At 46.7% G+C, this 26059-nt stretch carries 17 protein-coding genes; 13 read left to right on the forward strand and 4 right to left on the reverse strand.

Going from position 1 to position 26059, the window contains the following annotated elements; translation table 11 throughout:
- Positions 1–74 precede the first annotated feature (74 nt).
- The 11 genes from hrpA to PKF022_RS03895 all read left to right on the forward strand — a co-directional run bounded on the left by hrpA (position 75) and on the right by PKF022_RS03895 (position 15151).
- On the forward strand, positions 75–4103 hold the full coding sequence (hrpA, locus tag PKF022_RS03845; RefSeq protein ID WP_281777289.1) for an ATP-dependent RNA helicase HrpA: 4029 nt from the start codon (positions 75–77) through the stop codon (positions 4101–4103).
- A 59-nt stretch (positions 4104–4162) separates the two neighbouring features.
- Positions 4163–5197 carry a cytochrome D1 domain-containing protein gene (locus PKF022_RS03850; RefSeq protein ID WP_281777290.1) on the forward strand — a complete coding sequence of 345 codons (1035 nt, stop codon included), beginning with the start codon at positions 4163–4165 and terminating at the stop codon, positions 5195–5197.
- Positions 5188–5994, forward strand: coding sequence for a polysaccharide deacetylase family protein (locus tag PKF022_RS03855; protein ID WP_281777291.1), 807 nt, complete (start codon positions 5188–5190; stop codon positions 5992–5994). Before PKF022_RS03850 ends, PKF022_RS03855 begins: the two co-directional genes overlap by 10 nt.
- 3 nt (positions 5995–5997) lie before the next feature.
- Positions 5998–6969, forward strand: a complete 972-nt coding sequence (locus PKF022_RS03860) for a sterol desaturase family protein (protein ID WP_281777292.1) — start codon at positions 5998–6000, stop codon at positions 6967–6969.
- Between the two features lie 29 nt (positions 6970–6998).
- On the forward strand, positions 6999–7868 hold the full coding sequence (locus PKF022_RS03865) for an EI24 domain-containing protein (protein ID WP_281777293.1): 870 nt from the start codon (positions 6999–7001) through the stop codon (positions 7866–7868).
- Positions 7869–7872: 4 nt separating this feature from the next.
- A complete protein-coding gene (locus tag PKF022_RS03870) occupies positions 7873–8724 on the forward strand; it encodes a molybdopterin-binding protein (protein ID WP_281777465.1) in 852 nt (283 codons plus the stop codon).
- A 205-nt stretch (positions 8725–8929) separates the two neighbouring features.
- Positions 8930–10345 (forward strand): type I glutamate--ammonia ligase, encoded by a 1416-nt coding sequence (gene glnA / locus PKF022_RS03875; RefSeq protein WP_216231632.1) that lies wholly within the window; start codon positions 8930–8932, stop codon positions 10343–10345.
- Between the two features lie 14 nt (positions 10346–10359).
- Entirely contained in the window at positions 10360–11493 is a 1134-nt protein-coding gene (gene glnL, locus PKF022_RS03880) for a nitrogen regulation protein NR(II) (RefSeq protein ID WP_216231633.1), read from the forward strand.
- The gene (ntrC, locus tag PKF022_RS03885) at positions 11490–12938 is read left to right on the forward strand and encodes a nitrogen regulation protein NR(I) (protein WP_281777294.1); all 1449 of its coding nucleotides are present in this window, start codon (positions 11490–11492) and stop codon (positions 12936–12938) included. The genes glnL and ntrC overlap by 4 nt, the downstream gene beginning before the upstream one ends.
- Positions 12931–13779, forward strand: coding sequence for an exodeoxyribonuclease III (gene xth / locus PKF022_RS03890; RefSeq protein ID WP_281777295.1), 849 nt, complete (start codon positions 12931–12933; stop codon positions 13777–13779). Before ntrC ends, xth begins: the two co-directional genes overlap by 8 nt.
- A gap of 67 nt (positions 13780–13846) precedes the next feature.
- Positions 13847–15151 carry a lipase family protein gene (locus tag PKF022_RS03895; protein ID WP_281777296.1) on the forward strand — a complete coding sequence of 435 codons (1305 nt, stop codon included), beginning with the start codon at positions 13847–13849 and terminating at the stop codon, positions 15149–15151.
- Positions 15152–15264: 113 nt separating this feature from the next.
- On the opposite strand, the gene PKF022_RS03900 is transcribed toward PKF022_RS03895, so the two are convergent.
- Genes PKF022_RS03900 through PKF022_RS03915 form a run of 4 tightly spaced genes read right to left on the reverse strand, consistent with a single transcriptional unit; the run spans position 15265 to position 21524 of the window.
- Positions 15265–17391 carry a M3 family metallopeptidase gene (locus tag PKF022_RS03900; protein WP_281777297.1) on the reverse strand — a complete coding sequence of 709 codons (2127 nt, stop codon included), beginning with the start codon at positions 17389–17391 and terminating at the stop codon, positions 15265–15267.
- 53 nt (positions 17392–17444) lie between these two features.
- Entirely contained in the window at positions 17445–18299 is an 855-nt protein-coding gene (folD, locus tag PKF022_RS03905; protein WP_281777298.1) for a bifunctional methylenetetrahydrofolate dehydrogenase/methenyltetrahydrofolate cyclohydrolase FolD, read from the reverse strand.
- A gap of 16 nt (positions 18300–18315) precedes the next feature.
- On the reverse strand, positions 18316–18963 hold the full coding sequence (locus PKF022_RS03910; protein ID WP_281777299.1) for a response regulator transcription factor: 648 nt from the start codon (positions 18961–18963) through the stop codon (positions 18316–18318).
- A 35-nt stretch (positions 18964–18998) separates the two neighbouring features.
- Positions 18999–21524: a PAS domain S-box protein gene (locus tag PKF022_RS03915; protein WP_281777300.1), complete on the reverse strand. Its 2526-nt coding sequence runs from the start codon at positions 21522–21524 to the stop codon at positions 18999–19001.
- 205 nt (positions 21525–21729) lie between these two features.
- On the opposite strand from PKF022_RS03915, the gene aceE reads away from it, so the two are divergent.
- Positions 21730–24426 carry a pyruvate dehydrogenase (acetyl-transferring), homodimeric type gene (gene aceE, locus PKF022_RS03920; protein WP_216231641.1) on the forward strand — a complete coding sequence of 899 codons (2697 nt, stop codon included), beginning with the start codon at positions 21730–21732 and terminating at the stop codon, positions 24424–24426.
- 15 nt (positions 24427–24441) lie between these two features.
- A complete protein-coding gene (gene aceF / locus PKF022_RS03925; RefSeq protein ID WP_281777301.1) occupies positions 24442–26052 on the forward strand; it encodes a dihydrolipoyllysine-residue acetyltransferase in 1611 nt (536 codons plus the stop codon).
- Positions 26053–26059: the final 7 nt, after the last annotated feature.

The raw sequence follows: 26059 nt of genomic DNA on the forward strand, positions 1-26059 counted from the left end.
ATTATAGGGTGCAAGAGCCTATAAACCAACAAAAACCCAAAGCAATCCCAAAGCCTGTGCCTGCTTCCAACACCTTGCGGAAGCTAGATATTCGCTTTCCGGAGGAATTGCCGGTCTCCGGTCAGCGTCAACTAATCAAGGACGCCCTGCAGACCCACCAGGTCGTGATTGTCTGCGGTGAGACGGGCTCAGGTAAGACTACACAGTTACCGAAGATCTGCCTGGACCTAGGTCGGGGCACGATTAATGGCGGCAAGCTCATTGGCCACACTCAACCCCGCAGGATTGCAGCTACCGCCACAGCCAAGCGTATTGCTCAGGAGTTAGGCTCACCCATTGGCCAAGATGTCGGCTACCAAGTACGCTTTGCCGATAAGACCAGCAATACAGCCTCTATCAAACTGATGACAGATGGCATCTTGCTAGCCGAGACTCAGCGTGACCCACAGCTACGCGCTTACGACACGCTCATCATCGATGAGGCGCATGAGCGCAGTCTCAATATTGATTTCTTATTGGGATATTTGCGCCAACTGCTTCCTAAACGCCCAGATCTTAAGCTCATCATCACTTCAGCAACCATTGATGCACAACGATTTGCAGAACACTTTGCAATCAATGGCCAAGTAGCGCCAGTGATTGAGGTGAGTGGTCGACTGTTTCCGGTAGAGCAGCGCTATGCGCCACTAGAGCCAGATGCAAAGCCTGATGGCAAGAAAGAATCAAAGACTGCCAAAGAAATTCCGGATGCCGTTACCGAAGAGATTGCAAGTTTGTGGCGTGAAGGCGCCGCTGGCGCTGGGGACGTATTGGTATTTTTGCCGGGCGAGCGGGAGATCCGTGATTGCGCTGAAGCTTTGCGTAAAGATCATGTCCTGCAGCAGCGCTTTCATCCAGAAATTCTGAGTTTATTTGCACGTCAGTCCGTTGCCGAACAAGAAAGAGTGTTTAGTGCGGGTAATGGGCGTCGCATCATTCTAACTACCAACGTTGCGGAGACTTCATTAACCGTTCCCAATATTCGTTATGTGATTGATAGCGGCCTAGCGAGAGTAAAGCGCTACTCCTATCGCAACAAGGTTGAGCAGCTCCAAATAGAGCCGATCTCTCAAGCAGCTGCCAATCAAAGGGCGGGGCGTTGCGGTCGTGTATCAGATGGCATCTGCGTACGTTTATATAGCGAGCAGGATTATCAAGGCCGCTCTAAATTTACTGACCCAGAAATATTGCGAAGTTCATTAGCGGCAGTGTTGTTGCGGATGAGCTCCTTACGCTTGCCCAAGATTCAGCACTTTCCATTTATCGATAAGCCACTAGGCAGGGCTATTGCAGATGGCGTTCAGCTCTTGGATGAATTAGGTGCAATAGAGTTCGATGAATCCGAGACGGCTGATATTAAGGATGCAGGCAAAGATATCAACAACAGCTTCAAGCTTACTGCCATTGGCAAGCAATTAGCAGACTTGCCATTGGATCCCCGTATTGGACGAATGTTATTGGCTGCTAAAGAGCAGAATGCTTTAAAAGAAGTGACCATTATTGCTTCGGCATTAGCTACACAAGACCCGCGTGATCGACCCATGGACCAGGCTGCGGCTGCGGATCAAGCGCACTTGCAGTTTGCCGATGAGCGCTCTGAGTTTTTGAGTTTCGTAAAACTCTGGAATTGGTATCAAGATGCTTTGCAACATAAGCACAGCAATCGTCAGCTAGAGAATCTCTGTAAAAGTAAATTTCTGTCACCACGTCGCTTGCGTGAATGGCGCGATGTCCATGGTCAACTCCATACGATGCTGGGCGAGAAGGGTTGGAAAGAAAATGGCTTGGCTGCAACTTATGAACAAGTTCACCTATCTTTGTTGACTGGCTTACTGGGATATATAGCCAAAAAAGAAGAGGATGAAAAATCCCAGGATCGCAATAGCAAGACCGGTGGTTACGTTGGTGCTCGCGGTATTCGTCCATTCATCTGGCCCGGGTCTACGATTGGCAAAAAAGCCGGTGCCTGGATTCTGGCTGGTGAACTGCAGGAAACCAATCGCATGTATGCCAGAACCATTGCAAAGATCGAGCCGCAATGGGTGGAACGTGTAGCCGCCCATCGACTCATTAAATCCTTGAGCGATCCCTTTTGGGATAACCGTCAGGGAGAGGTTATGGCATTTGAGCGAGGTACTTTATATGGCTTGCCGATTTACCATGGCCGTCGTGTTCGCTATGAACCTCATAACCCTAATGAAGCTCGAGAGCTATTTATCCGCCAGGCTTTGGTCCAAGAAGAAATGTTTGGACGCATGGATACGCCAGCGTTGCAACGCGAGACTGAAACTGATGCCAAGAAAAAATATCCAAATTTGTTTGGATTCTTTTGGCATAACCGTCGTCTCATTAAAGAGATTGAAGCCTTAGAGCATCGCTCACGTCGACCAGATGTTTTGGTGGATGATGAGTTGCTATTTGCTTTCTATGAGTCCCGAATTCCAAAAGGAGTATGCAGTCGAGAAAGCCTTAAAGCGTGGTTAGTTAAAAAAAGCGGAGAAGATAAAAGTCAAGGAAGTGAGTTGGATACTCAGCTTCGCCTAGAAAAAGCTGACTTGATGCGCCATGAGGCGGCAGGCATTACTGTGGATCGCTATCCTAAGACGATGCTGGTGGGCGGGGCACAGCTCAGCCTGACTTATCACTTTGAACCTGGAAGCCCTAAAGATGGTGTGACCCTTGTGGTTCCGTTGACGCAGTTAAACCAAGTAGATGGGCGTCGTTGCGAGTGGCTTGTGCCAGGCATGTGTGAGGAGAAGGTGCTTCTCCTGCTCAAATCTTTACCTCAGAAGCTTCGCCGTCATTGTGTGCCGCTACCTGACTATGCTAAATCTTTTTTAGAGCGCAAATTAGAAGAGAAGCAATTTGGTGTTGGTGATTTCTTGGATAGTCTGATTAGTGATATTCGCAAGGAGCGTGGCCTCGAGATTAAAAGGACTGACTTTAGACCAGAGGCATTGCCACTCCATTCCTCGATGAACTTCCGCTTGATTGATGAGCATGGGCGACAGTTAGAAGTGGAGCGCAACTTAGCTCGTCTACGTTCCGAGTATGGGCAAACTGCCCGAAATGCTTTCCAAGCAATTGCGCAGGAAACGGCCCAAGTTGAGTTAGGTGTAGAGCCACCAGTAGGTGAAAAAACTAAACTCAATTCAAATGGCAGCACTAGCGCCCTTGATGCCACTCGAAAAGTAGAGCAGGGTGGTTACCGTACCTGGGAATTTGGTGAATTACCTGAAACATTAGAAATACAAAAAGGTAATAAAACCCTTTTCGGTTATCCCGCCTTAGTTGATCGCGTCGACTATTGCGATCTTGAAGTATTTGATGATTTAGAAGAGGCGCGCAAGCAGCATAGCTTAGGATTGCGACGCTTATTTGCTCTAAGTAATAAAGATACGCTCAAGGCTTTGCAAAAACAGTTGCCTGGGATACGTGAGTTAGGTCTGCTTTTTATTAATGTGGGCTCAGTCGAGGGATTGATTGATCAGATTCTTAATCTAGCGTTAGACCGCGCATATATGACGGAGCCCTTGCCGGTGAATGCTGAGCAATTTACCGAGCGCTTACAAGCAGGAAAACCAAGATTGGCGCTCATCGCCCAAGAGATTTCTCGTCATGCATTAAATGCATTACAAGCCCACGCGGATTTGCAGAAAAAGATTGCCAGTACAAAAGCTGCATCACCGAGTGCTTATGCAGATATTCAGGCGCAGATACAGGGCTTGATATTTCCCAAGTTTGTTGCAGAGATACCGTATGCCCAGCTGGTGCATGTGCCGCGCTACTTAAAAGCTATTGCGATGCGGATTGATAAATTACGTTCTAACCCAAGTCGCGATGCCCAGTGCCAAAAAGATTGGGAATCAGTTGCCCGTCCATGGCAAAAACTAATTCAGGGAAACAATGGTACTGCTGCCTATGCCATGGCCGAAGACCAGGCTTTAGTGGATTTCCGCTGGCAACTAGAGGAGTTGAGGGTGGCTTTATATGCACAAGAGCTAAAAACACCAACTCCAATGTCCTTAAAGCGCCTTGAAAAGGTTTTGGCTAGCTTGCGCTAAGTCAAATCCATTGTGGTCTAGAGGTCATTTAGTGCCTCCTGATTGCTTACAATGGGGGTATGTATACATTTATCAGAATTAGAGGTTTTCGCATAATTGCGACCTCAGCTTTATTCACACTTTTTTTAGCCAGTCAAAACGGATTTGCGCAGACAGGTAATGCTACGGCAGCAGTTGTAGCGAATCAGCCTAAGCTGGCAGTCATTCTCAATTCTGGCGAAGCTTCAGTCAGTTTGATTGATATGACTACGCGCCAGGTCATTAAAACTATTCCGGTTGGTAAAGAGCCTCACCATTTGATGTTGACACCGGATCAAAAGACTTTACTAATCGCAAATGCAGCAGGTAATGATGTGGCCTTAATGAACCCAACCACTGGTGAGTTAACTGGCAGAATTCCCAACATCATTGATCCATACCAAATTGGGTACTCTCCAAATCACAAATGGTTTGTTGCAAATGGTAATCGCTTAGATCGTGTTGATATTTATGCTGCCGATGGTGCTAATCTCAAATTAGCGAAGACTGTGAAGTTAGCAAAGACTCCAAGCCATATTGCATTTACAGCCGATAGCAAAATTGCATTCATTACCTTGCAGGACTCAAACGAGCTTGCTGCCATTGATCTTGAAACGCAAAATGTATTGTGGGTAATGCCAACAGGTAAGGTGCCTGCAGGCTTATGGATGACGCCAGGCGATCAGTATTTATTGGTAGGCATTACCGGCGAAGACAACGTTCAGGTAATTGATTGGAAAAATCGCAAGGAAGTAAAACGCATTTCAACAGGGAAGGGCGCACATAACTTCCGCCCCCTGGGTGATAAGAAGCATGTCTTTGTGAGTAACCGTATTGCCTCCACAATCAGTCTGATTAATATGCAAACCTTAGAAAAGGTAGGTGACATCACTGGGCTGCCAGCGGGTCCAGATGATATGGAAATTACTCCAGATGGAAAAACGCTCTGGGTTACTTTGCGTTTCTCAAAAAAGGTCGGGGTGATCGATATTCCAACGATGAAGTTAGTTACCGTGATCCCAGTAGGTAAGTCACCGCACGGCGTCTTCTTTACACCAAGGGCGGGATGGGAGTAACCATCACCATGAAGCGCATTAGTCATCACGCATTCCTTCGCATCACAGCCGCGCTTTTGCTCGGCTGTTTTTCATTGGGCGTCTTTGCTCAGGCTGCACAGTGTAGTAAAAAGGTTTACCTGACTTTTGACACTGGCAATATGTCAGTCGCAGAAAAAGTAGCGGAGATTCTCAAGCGACAAAACGTGAAGGCTACTTTCTTTTTGGCTAATGAGAAAACTTTCCGCGGTGATTTTTCCTTAGACGACTCCTGGAAGGCTTATTGGCAAGAGCGCGTTAAAGAGGGGCACCATTTTGGTAGTCATACTTATGACCATACCTATTTTGTCAAAGATGGACCGAAAGGTGAGGTGTTTGAAAAACCACAATTTGGACCTAAAGCTGGTATGACCGTTCTCTATAACGAAGCAGCAATGTGTAAAGAAATCCGTAAGGTAGATCAGCGCTTTCAAGAACTGACTGAGCATCCGATTCAAAAGATTTGGCGTGCGCCCGGTGGCAAAACTTCGCCCACCTTAATTCGGATGGGGGATATGTGTGGATATGAGCATATTGGCTGGTCTCCTGCTGGTTTCTTGGGTGACGAGCTTAATTCTGACAAATATCCCAATAGCGCACTCTTGGATAAAGCCAGTCGCAGCATAAAAGACGGCGATATTACTATGGCTCACTTAGGTATTTGGTCTAGAAAAGACCCCTGGGCGCCCGCTGTTCTCGAGCAACTCATTGTTAATCTAAAGGCTCGTGGTTTCTGCTTTGACTTGCTGCCCAAAAATTCCGTAAATCAGTCAAAATAAAGCATGGATCTCAATACCATCGCCTCTACTATTTCAAGTGCGTACGCTAGCGTTCAGGAATTTCTTTTTTCAAATATTGCGGCTCCAGTTTTATATCAATTTGATTTAATGGCTTGGGCTGAAGATGTATTTGATGGGATCGATTGGTTTTTATTTGGCTGCATTCAGATCTTCTTGATTATTGTTGTGCTCAGAACATGGGAGCGCTTAGCCCCAGCTGAACAACAGGTGCGCTTTGCAAAGGCCAGCAAGGCAGATGTCTTTTACACCTTATTCCATCGCCTGGGAATTTTTCATGGCCTAGTGTTTATTGCTTTATCTGGATTCTTTTTTGAAATAGATTCCATCTTGCATGATTTTCGTTTCGGCCGATTAAATGTTGAGTCCTGGTGGCCGGGCGTAACTTCTATTCCTGCTGTTAGCTTTTTGATTTATTTGGTGTTATTAGATTTCATCGATTATCTCTACCATCGCGCATCACATACTTTTAACTGGTGGTGGCAATTGCATGCTCTGCATCACAGCCAAACAGTAATGACTGCTTGGTCAGATAACCGTAATCACATTCTGGATGACATCATGCGTGCGGTAGTGATGTCCTTTTTTGCTCTACTGTTTGGCGTATCTCCAGGTCAATTCATTTTGTTAATTGTTTTGAGTCAATTTATTCAGAGTTGGCAGCACGCCAATATTAAATCTCATCTAGGTCCCGCTAAGTATCTATTGGTGTCTCCCATGTTTCATCGTATGCACCATGCAGTGGGATATGGTCATGAAGCCAAAGGTAAGCCTGGTGTATTAGGGGGCTGTAATTTTGGTGTTTTGTTTCCTTGGTGGGATATGTTGTTTAAAACGGCCATCTTCCCTAAAGAGGTCTATCCTACAGGGGTAAGAAACCTAACGGTTTCCCAAAATATTCTTACCCAACAATGGCAAGGCTTTATTCATGCCCTTAAAGAAATCATGCCAAAGTAGACCTTAAGTCTCTCGGTAATAGGAGTTGTATGGTCGGACTGCAGCAGGTATTTAAATCGTTTGGAATGGCTTTGGTTGGGACCATGCATCCGCGTATGTTGTGGCTTAGCTTAAGACCGTTTCTGATCGTCTCCGTTTTATGGGGTTGCCTAATTTGGCTCACATGGTCACCAGCGCTCGAAATGCTCAGCGTCTTCCTAACATCATCGGTTTTTACGAGTTGGATTCAAGAGGGCTTAATTTGGGCAGGCTTTGAAAACGCACGAGCATGGATAGCACCATTATTTTTTGTCATGCTCATCATTCCGTTAATCACAATCAGCTTATTGGTGTTTATTGCTTTTTCAACCGTACCGGCAATCGTCAAAATTGCTTCTCGTCAATCGCAATTTCATGGTCTCGAATGTAAACAGGGTGACGGTTTTTTTGGCAGCTTGGTTTACACCTTATGGTCTGCTCTTATTTGCCTCGCTCTTGTGATGTTGACTTTGCCTGTTTGGTGGGTGCCTCCACTGGTAGCTGTTTTACCTCCTTTACTTTGGGGGTGGTTAACTATGCGACTAATGTCTTATGACGTGCTGGCTAAACATGCCAGCGCTGAAGAGCGCGATTTGCTGATTCAAAAGTATCGCTGGCCATTGCTATGTATGGGTATTGCCTCAGGCGCGTTGGGCGCTGTGCCTACTTTCTTTTGGGCTACCTCTGCATTGGCTTTAGTGTTATTTCCGATAGTGAGCTTTATTGCGCTTTGGATTTATTCTCTGATCTTTGTCTTTGCTGCTTTGTGGTTTAGCTATTTCCTATTGGATGCGCTTAAGCAGCTAAGAGAAGAAGATCTCGATAAAGCACTTACAGTGGAATCGCGTATTGTTGATTTGGAGCTCCCTCACCATGGTTGATGTAATGAAGAAAGTTGAAGTAGATGTGACTAATGGAGCAACCGTGGCACTGCGCCGCTTTGGTTTAATTGTCATTGGCGATGAGATTCTCTCTGGGCGTCGCCAAGATAAGCATATGAGTAAGCTCATCGAGCTTCTCAATGAGCGTGGTCTGAGTCTTGCGTGGGCCAAATATGTTGCTGATGATCCAGAACAAATCACCGCCACACTCAAGGCTAGCTTTGCAAATGGAGATGTGGTGTTTAGTACAGGCGGTATCGGTGCGACCCCAGATGACCACACTCGTCAATGCGCAGCTTTGGCATTAGGTACAAAAATTGAATTGCATCCAACTGCGCGAGAACTTATTGCCGGCAGAATTCAGTCGATGGCTGAGGGTGATCCGATTAAGTCAGACCTCAGCACCCCAGAAAATCAACATCGCTTCAAGATGGGAGAGTTCCCAATTGGCAGTGAAATTATTCCAAATCCCTATAACCAAATTCCGGGCTTCCGAATTCAGGAGCATCACTTTGTTCCCGGCTTTCCCGTGATGGCTGCGCCGATGATGGCCTGGTGTTTGGATACGCACTATAAGGATCTCTTTCATCAAGAGAACTGGGCTGAGCAGAGCTTTATCGTTCCCAAGGGCATCGAATCGACTTTGACCCCATTAATGGAGCGCATAGAAGCGAATTTTCCTGGGGTTAAGGTCTTTAGCCTGCCATCGGTAGGCGATGCCACAAGGGGTGGCGTGTACGCCCAGCGCCATATAGAGCTGGGCATCAAAGGTAATGCCAACCTTTTGGAAAGTGCTTGGATTGCATTAAGAGCTGGCACCCAAGAGCTGGGCTACGAAATCCACGATATCAGCTAACCTTATTTGCACTAAAAAGGTGCAAATAGGTGTATTTGAGGCGATATGAGGGGTGTTTCAGCACTTAAACAGTGCAATAATGAGCGTTCCCATTTGTTTGCTTCAGTAAATTACATACATCCATAAGGCATGTTTGGTGCCTGGAATAAACAAGGGTGTATGCCTTAAGTTTTAATTCCGAATTTAGTTAATAGAGGAGATTTGCATGACGAAGACCGTCGCTGATGTGATGAAGTTAGTTAAAGAGAAAGAATGTACTTTCGTTGATTTCCGCTTTGTAGACACAAAGGGTAAAGAACAGCACACGACAGTTCCTATCTCTGCTTTTGACGAAGATAAATTTGAGAGTGGTCATGCATTTGACGGTTCCTCTATCGCTGGCTGGAAGGGTATTGAAGCATCTGATATGTTGCTCAAACCAGATCCAACAGCTGCTTATATCGATCCATTCTATGAAGAGCCAACTTTGGTGTTGACTTGTGACGTGATCGAGCCAGCTGATGGCAAAGGTTACGACCGTGACCCACGTTCTATTGCTAAGCGCGCTGAAGCGTATTTGAAGAGCACTGGCTTGGGCGACACAGCTTACTTTGGTCCAGAGCCAGAGTTCTTTATTTTTGACGGCGTGCGTTGGGGTGCCGACATGCAGGGTTGCTTCGTGAAGATTGATTCAGAAGAAGCTCCATGGTCTTCATCAAAAGAAATCGAAGGCGGCAACACTGGCCACCGTCCAGGTAAAAAAGGCGGCTACTTCCCAGTTGCTCCAGTAGATACATTCCAAGACATGCGTTCTGAAATGTGTTTGATTCTTGAATCATTGGGCATTCCAGTTGAAGTTCATCACCATGAAGTTGCTGGTCAAGGCCAAAACGAATTGGGTACAAAGTTCAGCACATTGGTGCAACGCGCTGACTGGACTATCTGGCAGAAGTACGTTGTTCAAAACGTAGCTCATGCTTACGGTAAGACAGCAACCTTTATGCCTAAGCCAGTAGTTGGCGATAACGGTTCTGGTATGCACGTTCACCAATCCATTTGGAAGAACGGCGAGAACTTGTTTGCTGGCAACGGCTACGCAGGCTTGTCAGAATTCGCATTGTTCTACATTGGCGGCATCATCAAGCACGCTAAAGCATTGAATGCGATTACTAACCCAGGTACAAACTCTTACAAGCGTTTGGTACCAGGCTTTGAAGCCCCGGTGAAGTTGGCTTATTCAGCACGTAACCGTTCTGCTTCAATCCGTATTCCACACGTTCCAAATCCTAAGGGTCGTCGTATCGAGACTCGCTTCCCAGATCCATTGGCTAACCCATACCTCTGCTTCTCTGCATTGATGATGGCTGGTTTGGATGGTGTTCAAAACAAGATTCATCCAGGCGAAGCTGCTGACAAGAACCTGTATGACTTGCCACCAGAAGAAGACGCAAAGATCCCAACCGTTTGCGCAAGCTTGGAAGAGGCATTGGATGCATTGAAGAAAGATCACGAGTTCTTGACTCGCGGTGGTGTATTCACTGAGTCCATGATTGATGCATATATCAATTTGAAGATGGAAGATGTCACGCGTTTCCGTATGACTACCCATCCTATCGAATTTGATATGTACTACTCCCTGTAAGCGAAGGAGAGAACTTGAGCGCAGGTTTGTTGCGCAATTCGTTCAAGGGAGCAGCTTCGGCTGCTCCTTTTTTTCCGACATTGCTCGATCAGATGCCCAATGCCATCGTGGTATTTGAGGCTGAGACCCAACAATTGGTGTACGTGAACCCAGCTGCCGAGTCAGCTTTGGACCTTTCGCGTAAATCACTCGAGGGTCAATCTGTGCACAATTTATTTGGAGATAACGAAGCATTAAGGGTCATGATTGGCGAAGTGAAGCAAGGACATGTTTTGGCGCAGCGCCAAGAAATGATCCTGCATTCATTGCCTGGCAGTATTCATCATGAGTCAATACCGGCACACGTAGTTGTAGCGGTCCTCGAGGATCCTACCCTCATCATGATGGAGTGGTTTCCGATTGATCAGCAGTTGCGTAGTGAGCGCGATGAACGCGTGACGCAGCAAGTTGAGGCAAACAAACAGTTAATGCGTAACTTGGCGCATGAAATTAAAAACCCATTGGGTGGCATTCGTGGAGCGGCTCAGTTGCTGGAGTTCGAATTACCAGACAAAAGTTTGCGAGAGTACACCCAAGTCATCATTAAAGAATCTGATCGTTTGCAGACCTTAGTTGATCGACTCTTAGCACCTCATCGTAAGGCGCATGTGATGGAGTCCTTCAATGTGCACGAAGCATTAGAGCGCGTTCGCAGCTTGGTTTTGGCTGAGTTTCCAAAGGGGCTCAAAATTATTCGTAATTACGATACGAGTCTGCCAGATGTATTGGGAGACCGTGAGCAGTTGATTCAGGCAACTCTTAATATTGTTCATAACGCTGCACAAGCACTTTCTGAAGAGATTCAAAATGGTGTTGCGCAAATTGAGCTTAAGACCCGTGTGGCACGTTCTGTCACAATCGCTAAGCATCGCTACAAGTTAGCCATGGACTTACATGTCATTGATAACGGCCCGGGCATCCCGGAAGAAATTATTGAGCGCATCTTCTTCCCCTTAGTTTCAGGCAGGGAAGGTGGTAGCGGCCTTGGTCTTACCTTGGCACAAACCTTTGTTCAGCAGCATCAGGGCTTTATTGCTTGTAATAGCCGTCCTGGGCGCACTGATTTTCATATTCAAATTCCATACCGTAGGCAGGAGAAAGCATCATGAAACCAATTTGGATCGTCGACGATGATCAATCCATTCGTTGGGTCTTAGAAAAAGCGTTATCGCGTGAGAATATTCCGCATAAGAGCTTCTCTAATCCAAATGATGTTCTGAATGCTTTGGAAAAAGAATCTCCGCAAGTATTGATTTCGGATATCCGGATGCCCCGCGGTAATGGGTTAGATCTCTTGCAGCATGTGAAGGCTAGCCATCCGAATTTACCGGTCATTATTATGACGGCATACTCCGATTTAGACTCAGCTGTTTCTTCATTTCAAGGTGGCGCATTTGAATATCTCACCAAACCATTTGATGTCGAAAAAGCTGTAGAGCTGATCCATCGTGCTGTAGAGCAGGGCATACGCAATGACTCTGGCGCTAAAGAATTAACTGCATGGCGCCAAGATGCCACTGAGATCATCGGTCAAGCACCAGCCATGCAAGAGATTTTCCGTGCGATTGGCCGTTTGGCTCAATCTAATGCGACAGTCCTTATTACCGGCGAGTCTGGTACCGGTAAAGAGTTGGTAGCTCATGCATTGCATAAGCATAGCCCTTGCGCCAAGGGACCATTTATCGCTCTGAGTACATCAGCAGTTCCAAAAGATTTATTGGAGTCTGAGTTGTTTGGCCATGAGCGCGGCGCTTTCCCGGGTGCGCAAACCTTGCGTCGTGGTCGCTTTGAGCAAGCTGACGGCGGCACATTGTTTTTAGGTGAAGTAGGCGATCTACCATTTGACTTGCAGACCCGTTTGCTCCGAGTTTTGTCTGATGGTCATTTTTATCGTATCGGTGGCCAAGATCCGATCAAGGCTAATGTACGCATCATTGCTTCTACCCATCAGAACCTAGATGCTCGTGTAGCCGCAGGGCTGTTCCGCGAAGATTTATTACATCGCTTAAATGTCATTCGTCTGCGCATGCCTTCATTGCGTGAGCGTAGCGAGGATATCCCGATGTTGGCTCGGCACTTTATGCTCAGCTGCGCAAAATCTCTAGGAGTTGATCCTAAAAAGCTTTCTGATGAGGTATTAAAAGAAATCAGTGCCATGCCATTTCCAGGAAATGTTCGCCAGCTGGAGAATTTGTGTCACTGGTTAACGGTAATGACGCCCGCGAATGTGATCGGCGCAAGTGACCTACCTGCAGATATCGTTGCAGAAGCTAGCGAGCAACCCGTCATTCTTCATGGCGAATCCTCGCCAAGTAATCCTGCTGCTAAAGTTGCCTCAGGTGACTGGGAGAGCGGCTTAGGACGCCTTGCGGTGAAGATGTTGCAAGATGGCGATAAGGAAGTCTTTGATGCCCTAACTGCGCGTTTTGAAAAAGCGGTATTACAAGCTGCGCTTGAAGTCACGCGCGGTAGAAGAGTGGAGGCCGCTCATCGTCTAGGAATCGGGCGCAATACCATTACCCGTAAGTTACAAGAGTTGGGAATCGATGACTGATTCAGTTCGTATAGCTGCATGGAATGTGAACTCTTTGAAAGTTCGCATTCCACAAGTCCTGCGTTGGTTGCAGGACCAGGAAAAAAAGAAGCAGCCTATTGATGCATTGTGTTTGCAGGAACTCAAACTCACGGATGACAAGTATCCGCACAAAGAGCTTGAGGATACTGGTTACCTGAGCTTGGCTGCAGGTCAAAAAACCTATAACGGAGTTGCCATCATTGTGCGCAAGGCGGCGCTAGCGCCGATTGCATCTGATGCAGCAACCAGCTTTCTAAAGCCCATCAGAAATCTTCCAAACTTTGAAGATGAGCAACAGAGAATTTTGGCTGCCACGATTCCCTTTGCGGGAACCCAGCCAATGAGGTTGGTCTCTGCATATTTCCCAAACGGACAATCACCCGATAGTGACAAATTTGTATATAAGCTCAGCTGGCTTAAGGCCTTACAAACCTGGCTGGCTGAAGAGCTTCAGCAAAACTCGCGTTTAGCTTTGCTGGGTGACTTCAATATTGCTCCAATAGATGCGGATGTGCATGATCCCTCTAAGTGGATTGGGCAGAACTTAGTTTCTCCAGAAGAGCGCCAAGCATTCCAACAATTGGTGGAGTTAGGCTTAACAGACTCCTTCAGGATGTTTGAGCAGCCACCAAAAACCTTTAGTTGGTGGGACTATCGCATGATGGGTTTCAGAAGAAATGCAGGTATGCGTATCGACCACATCCTTCTCAGTGAAGCACTTAAAGAAAAATGCACCGCGAGCGTGGTCGATAAAGAACCCAGAACCTGGGAGCAGCCTTCTGACCATGCTCCTGTAATCGCAACGATTAAAAAAGTATAGCCAGCCTTAATTTCTGCTTGGCTTGGTGTTTAATAGAGGTTTGAGACCCCCATTTCACTAGAGAATTATGAAAAAAATCACTCGTCTTTCAGTTTTGGCACTCGGTACCGTCTTTGGAGTTTTATCTACCGCTGTATTTGCTGATCCTCCAGTGCAGCCTTTTTATGCGGCAGTGATGAAGATGACCCCCGAAGGTAAATTGGGGCAGGTGATTAAGCAGGAAAAGATTGAAACTTCCGTCAAAGGTGCTCAAGCGTGGAAGATTGCCTATATTTCTTCCGATGTCGCTGGCCGCAAAACTATTTCAACCGGTCTAGTTGTTGCGCCTGTCGGACAAGCTCCCGCTGGTGGCCGTCCGGTAATGACGTGGGCGCATGGCACAACTGGTTCTGCTCAGAACTGTGGCCCATCCCAAGTGTTAGATCCAGCAGTTCCTTTGAATGAGTATTTTTTAGTTGGTGGAAATTCTTGGACGGATTACGGAATTCCAGCGGTAGAGGAATTTATTAAAGAGGGTTATGTATTGGTTGCAACCGACTACCAAGGTTTGGGTGGTGGTGGTAGACATCAATATAGTGTTTCAGCAACCAATGGCATGGATACGCTTAATGCTGCTCGCGCTGCTGGCTCAATGAAAGAGACGGGTGCCAATAAGAAGACGATTGTTTATGGATGGTCACAGGGTGGTGGGGCAACAATTGCCTTAGCTGGAATGCCTGACTATATAAAACAAACTGGTACCGCATTTGATGGTGTGGAGATTCTAGGCTTTGTTGCTCTAGCACCGCAAGATATTTCTATTCTCGCTCCAGTAGGAAAGCTAGATCAGACTGCTGCGGATAAATATTTGCAGGGCTCGCTAAAAATGTTTTCAGATAACATCTTCAATTTCACCCATGCAACTATGTTTTACTGGGGTACTCAGGCAGCCTTTCCTAATTTAAAGCTGTCCGATCTTTTTACCGATGAGGGCGTGAGAGTTGTTAACGAAATTTACAACAATAAATGTATGCACGCGGCTAGCGATACATTTAATTTCAACTATGCAACAACTTACACCAACTTATTGAAATCCACCCCTACTAATACTATGGCTTGGGCACAAGCAATGATTAAGGGCGGCGTACCCGTTGTAAAACCCGTTGCTCCAGTGCAAATTTACTTTGGCTCCAAAGATACTGCCGTCCCCCCTATGATGCATAAGCTTTATCAAGATCAAATTTGTAAATTGGGTGGCAATGTTGGCAGAATGCAATTGCCTGGTGAGCAATCTCACTTTACAACCCCTGGATCATCCAAGCCGTTCTATTTGGCCTGGGTAAAAGATCGAGTAGCAGGCAAGCCACTTGAGAATGGTTGTCCAAAAAACTAAGTCAGAAACTAAGTCAGCAATACAGCCAGAGATGAAATCTTGAGATTCATAAGTCAAGAAGCAGAAAAACTACCCTCGGGTAGTTTTTCTATTTACTCATATCAGTGACTCAATCAAGCCAAGCCACCATGTCGGAGGAGGGCATCAATGCTCGGTTCTCTGCCTCTAAAAGCCTTAAAGGATTCAGCTGCCGGACGGCTGCCACCCACTTCCAAGATTTCTTCGCGATAACGGGCACCCGTTTTTTCATCCAACACGCTACCAGTTAGTTTTGCCGCTTCTTCAAAGGCGGAGTAGACATCTGCGGATAACACTTCTGCCCATTTATAGCTGTAATAGCCTGCTGCATAGCCACCTGCGAAGATATGGCTGAAGGTATTAATCCAGCGAGAGATAGCGGGCTGTGGGACAACATTAAATTGATCGGCAATCGTTCTCGATAAGTCGAGTACCGCTTGATCTTTCGCATCTTTAGTATCCAAACTGGAGTGTAGACGCCAATCGGTTAGTGACATCACAATCTGACGCAAAGTCATGTAGCCATTCTGGAAATTCTTGGCGGCCAAGATCTTTTCAAAGAGTTCGCGTGGTAGTGGCTTGCCAGTTTCCGCATGGGCTGTCATTTTTTCTAAGACCTCCCATTCCCAGCAGAAGTTTTCCATGAATTGGCTTGGTAGCTCTACTGCATCCCATTCAACACCATTAATTCCGGAGACGCCTAGGGCGCTCACTTGCGTTAGAAGATGGTGCAGCCCGTGACCACTCTCATGAAAGAGGGTGATCACATCATCATGAGTAATTGTGGGTTGGCGTAAGACGCCATCGACTTTCACCGGCGGCGCAAAGTTGCAGACTAAATACGCTACGGGTACTTGGATTTCTCCATTGGGCAAGACTCTACGGCCGCGCGCATCATCCATCCAGGCGCCACCACGCTTACCAGGGCGAGCATAGGGGTCGAGATAGAAATAGGCCACGATATTTCCCGCACCATTCTTTACTGAGAAGGATTGCACGTCAGCATGCCATTTGGGTAGGTCAGTCGACTCAATTTTGACGCCAAACAAGGTTTGAATAACCTGAAAGAGTCCATCCAATACTTTAGGCAATGGAAAATATTGCTTGAGTTCATTTTCTGAGAATGAATAACGTTCTTGCTTTAAGCGCTCAGAAGCAAATGCGACATCCCAAGGCTCCAGACCATCGATGATTGAAAGTTCGGTTTTGGCAAACTCTGAAAGCTCTTGCCAATCCTTTAAGGCAAATGGTTTTGCCTTTTGTGCAAAATTGGTTAAGAAGGAATCTACTTCATCTACGCTATTGGCCATCTTGGGAGCTAGACTCAGGGCGGCATAGTTCTTGAATCCCAACATCCGTGCTTCTTCATCACGGAGTCTGAGTTGCTCAAGCATATTTTGTGTATTGTCCCAATCGAGTTTGCCCTTGGAGTATTGGGGTGCTAGCTCTGAAGCGCGGGTAACATAGGCTTCGTACATCAAGCGACGCAGTGCGCGATTTTCTGAGTACTGCATGACCGGGTAATAGGAAGGGAAGTGCAGGGTGAATGCCCAGCCTTGCAAATTCTTTTGCTCAGCAGTATCTGCGGCTGCAGCAATCACATCCTCAGGCAGCCCCACGAGATCTGCTTGATTGGTTACCAGGTGCACAAAACTATCAGTTGCATCCAAGACGTGGTCAGAGAAAGTTTTACCTAGTGTTGCTTGCTCATCCTGAATTTGGGCAAAACGCGGTTTATCGGCATCACTCAGTTCTGCACCGCCAAGGCGAAAATCTCTTAATGAGTTTTCAATGACTTTTTTCTGGGCAGAGCTCAATTTTGTAAAGTCAGAAGACTTACTAAGTTCTTTAAATTTCTTGTAAAGATCTAAGTTCTGTCCAAGGCTGGAAAAGAAGGCGGTGACCTTGGGCAACATTGCTCCATAAGCAGCGCGTAACTCTGGGGTATCTGCAACGCTATTCAAATGAGAGATCACGCCCCAAGATCTGCCTAAAGACTCGGTAGCATCTTCAAGAGGCTCAGCAAGGGCATCCCAGTTTGGGGCGGTACTGGGATTGACTGCGACGTCGACTGCATCTTGCGCATGTTTCAATAGATACTCAATTGCTGGAGCAATGTGCTCAGGCTTCACTTCGGAGTAAGCAGCAATGCCGCGTCCGAAAGTAACCAGAGGATTGTTTTGTAAGTCTGCGGGGAGGGTATTGGTGAGGGATGTAGTCATCCCTCTAGCTTAATGGACTGGGAGCAATTTTGCCAAAAGTCCCAGTCAAATCCTTAGTGCTTTGATGCCTTTTCAGCGGCCTCTAAGGTGTTCATTAGCAACATCGTGATGGTCATAGGACCAACGCCACCAGGAACGGGGGTGATCCAGCCTGCAACATACTTGGCGGTATCAAAATCCACGTCACCACAAAGCTTGCCATCTGGCAGGCGATTAATGCCTACGTCAATCACTACAGCACCATTTTTGACCATATCGCCAGAGATCATTTTTGGTTTGCCAGTAGCAACGACCAAGATATCAGCGTCCTTTGTATGGTGTGCCAGATCACGTGTCTTGCTATTGCAGATAGTGACGGTTGCACCAGCCTGTAGCAGCAACATGGCCATTGGTTTGCCCACAATATTGGATGCACCAACAATCACAGCGCGCGCGCCGCGTATCGGATACTCAATGCTCTCTAGAATCTTCATGCAGCCATAAGGCGTGCATGGCTTGAATTCTGGTTGACCAACCATCAATGCGCCAGCATTTGCAACGTGAAAGCCGTCTACATCTTTCTCTGGAGCAATTGCTTCGAGTACGCGTTCTGAGGCAATGTGCTCTGGCAACGGAAGTTGCACCAAGATCCCATGAATTGCGGGGTCGGCATTCAGAGTTGCAATACGAGCTAGCAACTCTTCTTCACCAAGTTCGGTGGAGTAGCGCTCTAAAACAGAATGAAAACCAACATCTTCACAGGCTTTGACTTTATTGCGTACATACACAGCGCTGGCAGGGTTGTCACCAACCACAATGACAGCTAAGCCAGGACGAGTGCCTTTGGCAGTAACGATTGCGCCGCGGGCAGCAATCTCTGTACGTAACTTTTTAGATAGGGCATTACCGTCTAATAATTGCGCTGGCATCTTAAGACTCTAGTAATTAATTGGGTTGGGGATCAGATAAAGCCAAGCGGAGTAGGTCTGCCACGGTATTGACGTTGAGCTTTTCCATAATATTGGCACGGTGCGCTTCAACTGTTTTAATAGAAATGCCGAGATCATCAGCGATTTGTTTATTTAAGCGGCCAGCAACAATGCGCTCTAGTACTTGACGTTCGCGACCAGTGAGTTTGCTGAGCAAGCTCTGGGTAATTTTGCGTTGGCTTGCTTGTGAGTAATCAACGCGCGCTTTGGCAAGCATACGATCTACCAAACCACACAGATCATTTTCTTTAAAAGGCTTTTCAATGAAATCTACTGCACCACGCTTCATTGTGGAAACTGCCATAGAAACATCACCATGACCTGTAATGAAGGCAACTGGCATTGGCAAATTTTCAGCGGTTAAGCGTTCTTGTAATTCAAGACCAGACATGCCAGGCATACGCACATCCAAAATGGCACAAGAGATGGTGGACTTATCGGTGCTTTGCAAAGACTGTAAGAAACGCTCAGCGCTTGCGTGACAACGCACAACATAACCGTTGCTTTCTAAAAGCCAGGTGAGGGAGTCTCTAACTGCTTCATCATCATCTACTACGTAGACAACTTCAGCTTGGTTTGGTTTTGCAGTGGTACTTAAGTTCATATCAGTTCTCGCGAGGTAAACCTATAAATTCAATGTTAAGTATTGGCCGTGGTTCCAGGGGATTCCAGGGGTAGAAGTATTGTAAAGGTGCAGCCGACCAGCTTGGTCTGTTCGGAGTCCTGGACATTGGTGGCCCATAGCCTGCCATGATGGGATTCAATAATAGAGCGGCAGATATTGAGCCCCATGCCCATACCATCGGATTTAGTGCTAAAAAATGGCTCAAACATGTGTTCCAGCACATTTTCAGGGATTCCACCTCCAGCATCGGTGACCTGGATTCTGAGCATAGCCGGGAATATGCTGGTATCCAAATCAGCAGTAATTTTCACTGCAGGAGCTGACCAGCGCGAGGAGAGGGGATAGGCCTCACGAACGCTATCAAGCGCATTCTTTAGTAGGTTGACGACCACCTGCAAGATTAAAACGGGATCTAGATTGACCACTGGGAGATTTTCAGCAATCTCAGAGCTAATACTCAAGCGGTGACGATGCGCTTCAATCTCCACTAAACCAACGGCATCATTAATGATTTCAGATATACACGCTGCTTTGCGCTGAGGTTCACTACGTTTTACAAATCCTCGAATGCGTTGAATGATGGTTCCTGCACGATGAGCTTGTTCGGATGCTTTTGCAAGTGCTGGCAGAATTTCTTTAGAAATAGCAGGATCCACAAGGCCATCCAAACGTTTTGCGACACCCATGCAGTAATTTGAAATCGCGGAGAGGGGTTGATTTAACTCGTGAGCCAGTGAGGAAGCCATTTCACCCATTGTGGTGAGGCGGCTGGTGAACTGCATACGCTCTTGTTGCTGGAGCGCTAAATCATCTGCCTCTTTACGAGCGGTAATATCAGTAGCAACCAATAGCTGTGCAAGATGACCGTCTACCCAGGGGATAAAGCGTCGCCTTACTTCAAACCACTTATTGCTACCGTCAGTTAACTGCACTTCTTCTGATTCTGATTCCTGATAGAGGAATGAGGTTGGTATGCCGTCGCGGATGTAGTCCTGTAAATCTTGCGCAATATTATGCAAAGTCGCAATCTTGTTTTCCTGGTGCGCTAACTGAAAGTGTCCCTTCGAATCATTGCCAAAATTCTCCCGGTAGAAGCGGTTTGCAAATAGTAGTTCATCAGTTTCCAGGGAGACAACAGACACTGCCGCATCTAGACTTTCTAGAACGGTGGTAAATCGTTCTTGAGACGCAGCCAATTCTTCGCGAATCTTTTTTGGCTCCGAAATATCGATTAATGAGGTTACCCAGCCAGTCTGCTTACCTTTTTCATTAATCAAGGGCGCAATAAATGTACGGGTTTGGATCATAGTTCCGTCACGCTTCAGAATGGCGCCCTCGATACCAATCTTCATGCTGCCGCTGATCTCAGATTTCAGGGCGCGATTCATTTTTTCTACCAGCTCATCTTTTCGGCTATCTGGCCAAAATGGAAAGGGTGGGGTTAGGCCCATTAATTCTTCAGAGGTCCAGCCTGTCATTTCGCAAAAGGCTCGATTGACGTAAGTGATTCTTCTCTCCATGTCGTGAGCGCGAATACCTACAGGTGTGGAATTCTCCATCGCGTTACGAAAGCTGGTTTCTGTGCGCAGACTAGCTTCGGCTTCCTGGCGAACTTGCATTTGCTTGAGGACGGACCACAGGCTCCAAATCACGAAGATACTTAATCCCAATACAACACCAATGAGCATCCTGAAGGTGAGATTAGTGGGTGGAGGGTAGGTGTCAATCCGCAAGGTAATGTTGGGACTCAAGACGCCGATGTCTAAGCTAGTTTGATTGCTAAAAGCACGTTTAGGAGTGCCTTTGTCCGAAGAAATAGCGAGCACCTTTTCATTGTCAGTCATCAGGGTGAAGCGGTAATAGGATTTGAGCTCTCCAGGTATGACGTCCAGGATTCCCTGGGTCGTATAGAGTGCCGCCAAATACCCCACAGCTTCTCCGCCGACGATATTTGGAACTACTTGCCAAAACACAATTTTTCTCTCGGCGTTAATAGGTTCATCACCTGGTAGATTGAGAGATATAAACTGACTGAACGCTGCTCGACTAGTTACCCTACTGAGTTCAATGGTGGACGTAAGATTGGCATTCACCACCTGATCATTTTTTGTTTTAGTAATCCAATCTGGTTTACTGGTTTCAGATGGAGCAACCCATTGCCTTTGTTGTTGATTGTTCAGCCAGACGATCTTGATGATTTCATGATTGTTGACAACCAGATCATCCGCTTGCTCCCTGGCGATTAGTTTTAACTTGGCTTGATCTTCGCTAGCTGCCACTTCACGGTTAATGGTGGTAAAAGCATCAAGATTATTGGCAAAGCGAGATTGAATTCGTTGCTTTGCAAAAGATAACTCTCTAAATAGAGCAGCTTCCTGCTGTGTCTTTTCTTGTAGGTGGAGCGTGCCCAGAATAATGCCCATGACTGCTGTGAAAAGAACAATCGCGAGCAGGGGGGTGTAAACAAGCCTAAATCCGCGTATTTTGCGGAGCCATTTCAATGGCCTTAGAAATAGATTGGTGGAGGCTGATACTTTCATGAATACAGAGCATTTTGCCCTATTGCGATACCAAAATCGGGATTTCTCAGTCAGGAACGCCTTCTTATTTGCGGTGCAATAAAATACCACATTATGAGAAATACTATCATTATGTGGAAAATTGCTTGTTTACACCCATATACCTTCCTAGAATATTGCCTATAGAGTTAATGACAAATAAAGCACTATTTAACGGAGACAAAAGATGGCAGCTGTTCCAGACCAAGTATTAGGCACGCAGAATCCTCAGGACGCTGATCCGGGCGAGACTCAAGAATGGTTGCAGGCGCTTGACGGCGTGATTCGCAATGAAGGGCCAGAAAGAGCTGCCTATCTTATTGATCAACAAATTTCTCATGCACGTGTAAACGGGGTAGTTCAGCCATTTCATGCTGAGACTCCTTACATCAATACGATTCCTGTTGAAAACCAAGCGCGCTTGCCTGGTGATCAGAACGTAGAGCACCGTATTCGTTCATATACTCGCTGGAATGCCATGGCGATGGTCTTGCGCGCTAATAAAGACACCAACGTTGGTGGTCACATTTCCTCTTTCCAGTCAGCCGCAACCCTGTACGACGTTGGCTTTAATCATTTCTGGCATGCACCTTCTCCAGAGCATGGTGGCGACTTGATCTTTGTGCAAGGTCACTCAGCTCCAGGTGTTTATGCACGTGCTTATATGTTGGGTCGCCTCGAAGAAGGACAACTTAATAACTTCCGTCAAGAAGTGGGTGGCAAAGGAATTTCTAGCTATCCGCATCCTTGGTTGATGCCAGACTTCTGGCAGTTCCCCACAGTATCAATGGGCTTGGGCCCGATCATGGCGATTTACCAAGCGCGCTTTATGAAGTATTTAACTGATCGCGGCTTTATCCAGGAGCAGAGTCGTAAAGTTTGGGCTTTCTTGGGTGATGGCGAAACTGACGAGCCAGAATCTTTGGGTGCGATTGGTATGGCCGGTCGTGAAAAACTCGACAACCTTATATTTGTTATCAACTGTAACTTGCAACGCTTGGATGGCCCAGTGCGTGGTAACGGAAAAATTATTCAAGAGCTTGAGAGTGAGTTCCGTGGTTCAGGCTGGAATGTCATCAAGGTAGTGTGGGGCGGCCAATGGGACGCCTTATTTGCCCGTGATAAAAAAGGCATCTTGATGCAGCGTTTGGGCGAGATCGTTGATGGTCAGTACCAGACAATGAAGTCCAAGAATGGCGCCTACGTTCGCGAGATCGTTTTCAACACCCCAGAATTAAAAGCTTTAGTTAGCGACTGGAGTGATGATGAGATTTGGCAGCTGAATCGTGGTGGTCATGATCCTCATAAAGTATTTGCAGCCTTTCATGCGGCGGTAAATCATAAAGAGCAGCCAACAGTGATCTTGGCTCATACCATTAAGGGTTACGGTATGGGTGGCTCAGGCGAGGCGATGAATATTGCTCACCAGGCTAAGAAGATGAATGCGGATGACGTACGTCGTTTCCGTGATCGCTTTGAGATCCCTGTCAAAGATGAGCAGTTAGACGAAATGCCTTTAGTGAAGTTTGCTGAAGGCAGTCCAGAGTTGGAATACATGAAAGCGCGTCGCCAAGAACTGGGTGGTTACTTGCCGCAGCGCCGTACGAAAGCAGAGAGCTTGCCTGTTCCAGCATTAGATGTGTTTGCACCTTTACTGGAAGCTACTGCTGAAGGTCGTGAGATCTCCACAACAATGGCATTTGTGCGCATGCTGAACACTGTGGTGCGCGATAAGGTTCTCGGTAAGCGTGTCGTTCCCATTGTTCCAGACGAGTCCCGTACTTTTGGTATGGAAGGCATGTTCCGTCAATTGGGTATTTGGAATCAATTGGGTCAGCTTTATACGCCAGAAGACCATGATCAATTGATGTTCTATAAAGAGGACAAGACTGGTCAGATTCTGCAAGAGGGTATTAATGAAGCGGGCGGTATGTGCGATTGGATCGCAGCTGCTACTTCATACTCTACGCACGGTGTACCGATGTTGCCTTTCTATATCTTCTATTCCATGTTTGGTTTCCAACGCATTGGTGACTTAGCTTGGGCTGCAGGTGATATGCGTAGCCGTGGTTTCTTATTGGGCGGCACTGCTGGTAGAACCACTTTGAACGGTGAAGGCTTGCAACACGAAGACGGCCATAGCCATTTATGGAGCGGTGCAGTTCCAAACTGCATTAGCTACGACCCTACATTTGCATTTGAATTGGCGGTAGTGATTCAGGATGGTATGCGTCGCATGTTAGAAGTTCAGGAAGATGTTTATTACTACATCACTTTAATGAATGAAAACTACGCTCATCCAGCAATGCCTAAGGGTGCGGAAAAAGACATCATTAAAGGTATGTACAAGCTGAAGTCAGTTGGTGACGATAAGGCAAAGCTGCGTGTACAACTCTTGGGTTCTGGCACGATCTTCCGTGAAGTTATTGAGGCAGCCGAGATTTTGCATAAAGACTGGGGTATTGCGTCAGACTTGTGGGGTTGTCCAAGCTTTACTGAGTTGGGCCGTGATTGGACTGCAGCACATCGTAGCAATCTCTTAAACCCAGCTGCTGCGCCAACCCTATCTCATGTTGAGAAGTGCCTCAAAGACACGACTGGTCCAGTCATTGCTGCTACTGACTATGTTCGTTTGTTTGCAGAACAGATTCGTCCAGCAATTCAGCACATGGGTCGTCGCTATGAAGTTCTTGGCACTGATGGCTTTGGTCGTTCCGATACTCGTGAAAAACTCCGTGATTTCTTTGAGGTAGATCGTCGTTGGGTAGTTCTGACTGCATTGAGATCTTTGGTCGACTCTGGTCAGCTCGATCGCTCTAAGTTGGCAGAAGCGATTAAGAAATACGACATCGACACTACTAAACCAAACCCAATGACGGTTTGATAAGAGATAAATACTATGAGTCAAATAATTGAAATCAAAGTTCCGGATATCGGCGACTACAAAGATGTACCGGTGATTGAAGTTTTGGTCAAAGCTGGCGATAAGGTGGAGAAAGAGCAATCCATCGTTGTACTTGAATCTGATAAAGCTACGATGGACGTTCCGTCATCACACTCTGGTGTTGTGAAAGAGGTCAAAGTAAAGATTGGCGACAATCTTTCTGAAGGCTCTGTTGTGATTACTTTAGAAGAGGGTGCTGCAGCAGCGGCACCAGTAGCTAGCGCCTCCGCATCTGCGCCGGCAGCCCCAGCGGTGACATCTGTAAATGCTGGCGGATCCCCTATTGAAATCAAAGTCCCGGATATCGGTGACTACAAAGATGTGCCAGTGATTGAGGTTTTGGTGAAGGTAGGCGATAAGGTTGAGAAAGAGCAATCCATCGTTGTACTTGAATCTGATAAAGCTACTATGGACGTTCCTTCATCACATTCCGGTGTCGTAAAAGAAGTCAAAGTAAAGGTTGGCGACAATCTTTCCGAAGGATCAGTAGTTGTGATCTTGGAGGGTGGGTCTTCAGGTTCTGTAGCGGCTCCAGTTGCTGTCAGTCCAGCACCAACGGCACCTGCAGCTAAAGCTGTTGAACCTCCGATTCCAAGAGCACCAGCACCACCTCCGCTGAGCAATACTCCTCCGCCAGTAGAGACAGCGGTCAGTCATGCTAGCCCATCTGTCCGCAAGTTTGCACGCGAGCTTGGCGTCACGATTGATCAAGTTAAAGGATCGGGCCCAAAGGGTCGCATTACTCAAGAAGATGTACAGGCATTTGTTAAGGCGGCAATGAGTGGCGGGGCAGGTAATTCTGCTGCAGCTTCGAGTGGCGGTAGCTTAGGCGGCCTAAATCTCATTCCTTGGCCGAAAGTGGATTTCACGAAGTTTGGTGAGATCGAGCGTCAACCATTAAATCGTATCAAGAAGCTCACTGCAGCGAACTTAGGTCGTAACTGGGTAATGATTCCAGCAGTGACGTATCACGAGGATGCTGATATCACTGACCTAGAAGCATTCCGCGTTCTTACTAACAAAGAGAATGAGAAAAAAGGCGTCAAGATCACGATGCTTGCTTTCTTGATGAAGGCTGCAGTAGCTGCATTGAAAAAATATCCAGAATTTAATAGCTCACTGGATGGTGATGACCTGATTCTGAAGAAATACTTCAATATTGGTTTTGCTGCAGATACACCTACTGGTTTAGTTGTGCCAGTAATTAAAGATGCGGATAAGAAAGGTATCTTTGAGCTAGCTAAAGAAACTTCAGACCTCGCAGCACTTGCGCGCGATGGCAAATTAAAGCCGGATCAAATGCAGGGTGCTAGCTTTACGATTTCATCACTAGGCGGCATTGGTGGTACGTATTTCTCACCAATCGTCAACGCACCTGAAGTAGCTATTTTGGGTGTTAGCAAGGCTGCGATGAAGCCGGTATGGGATGGTAAGCAGTTTGTGCCACGTCTCATTTGCCCATTGTCTTTATCAGCAGATCATCGCGTGATAGATGGCGCCTTAGCTACTCGCTTTAATGTCTACATTGCTCAGCTCTTAGCCGACTTCCGTCGCGCTAGTCTGTAAGGGGAAT

This window comes from Polynucleobacter sp. KF022 (genome assembly GCF_027924105.1).
Taxonomy (GTDB): domain Bacteria; phylum Pseudomonadota; class Gammaproteobacteria; order Burkholderiales; family Burkholderiaceae; genus Polynucleobacter.